The 1535-nt window shown below is 67.1% G+C and carries 2 protein-coding genes; both read left to right on the top strand.

Going from position 1 to position 1535, the window contains the following annotated elements; genetic code table 11:
• Window positions 1–782: bifunctional ornithine acetyltransferase/N-acetylglutamate synthase (locus tag AC2VOP_RS15705; RefSeq protein WP_486961849.1), on the top strand; the 782-nt coding region annotated here is incomplete at its 5' end.
• On the top strand, window positions 779–1535 hold a 757-nt coding region (argB, locus tag AC2VOP_RS15710), incomplete at its 3' end, for an acetylglutamate kinase (RefSeq protein ID WP_486961850.1). The genes AC2VOP_RS15705 and argB, both read left to right, overlap by 4 nt.

Raw genomic sequence — 1535 nt, forward strand, 5'->3', positions numbered from 1 at the left:
ATCTGGTGCACGAGATGGCCGGCGGCTTGACCGGCGGCGAGCAGGCCGCGCGCGCCATCATGACCACCGACACCACGCCGAAACAGGTTGCGCTGCACCACCCCGACCGGTGGACGATGGGCGGAATGGCCAAGGGCGCAGGCATGCTGGCGCCGTCGCTGGCCACCATGCTGTGTGTGTTGACCACTGATGCGAAGGCCGATGCGCGAGCGCTCGATCAGGCGCTGCGCCGGGCCGCCGCGGCAACGTTCGACCGCCTCGACATCGACGGCAGCTGCTCCACCAACGACACCGTGCTGCTGCTGTCGTCCGGGGCCAGCGAGATCGCACCCGGTCAAGCCGATCTGGATGCCGCCGTGCTGCTGGCCTGCGATGACCTCTGCGCCCAACTGCAGGCCGACGCCGAAGGGGTCACCAAGCGGATCACCGTCACCGTCACTGGCGCGGGCCGCGACGACGACGCACTGCTGGCTGCGCGGATGATAGCCCGGGACAGCCTGGTCAAGACAGCGCTGTTCGGATCGGACCCCAACTGGGGCCGGGTGCTGGCCGCGGTCGGCATGGCGCCGTTCACCCTGGATCCTGATCGAATCACCGTGTCGTTCAACGGCTCACCGGTATTCAGTGAGGGCCTGCCCGCACCGGATGCCCGCCAGGTGGATCTGTCGGGCCCCGATATCGAGGTCACCGTCGACCTCGGCATCGATACCGGTCAGGCCGCGATCCGCACCACCGACCTGTCGCACGGCTACGTTGAAGAGAATTCGGCTTATAGTTCATGAGCACCCCCACGCACGTCAAAGCGCAGGTGTTGGCCGAAGCCTTGCCGTGGCTCAAGCAGCTGCACACCAAGATCGTCGTCGTCAAATACGGCGGCAACGCGATGACCGACGACATCCTCAAGCACGCGTTCGCCGCCGACATGGCGTTCCTGCGCAACTGCGGCATCTATCCGGTCGTCGTGCACGGCGGTGGGCCGCAGATCAGCGCCATGCTGACCCGGCTGGGCATCGCCGGCGACTTCAAGGGCGGGTTGCGGGTCACCACGCCCGAAGTGCTCGACGTGGCGCGGATGGTGCTGTTCGGTCAGGTGGGCCGCGAGTTGGTCAACCTGATCAACGCGCACGGACCCTACGCCGTGGGCATCACCGGCGAAGACGCCCAGCTGTTCACCGCGGTGCGCCGCAGCGTCACCGTGGACGGGGTGACCACCGACGTCGGCCTGGTCGGCGACGTCGGCCACGTCAACTCCGAGGCGGTGCGCGATCTCATTGCGGCAGGACGTATTCCGGTGGTGTCAACCTTGGCGCCGGATGCCGACGGTGTGGTACACAACATTAACGCCGACACTGCGGCGGCCGCTCTGGCCGAAGCGCTGGAAGCCGAAAAGCTGTTGATGCTCACCGATGTGGAGGGCCTTTACACCCACTGGCCGGACACCGACTCGCTGGTCAGCGAGATCGACACCGCCACCCTGACCCAGCTGCTGCCAAGCTTGCAGGCCGGGATGGCGCCCAAGGTCGAGGCGTGCCTGC

It is taken from the genome of Mycobacterium sp. TH-M106 (genome assembly GCF_057473765.1).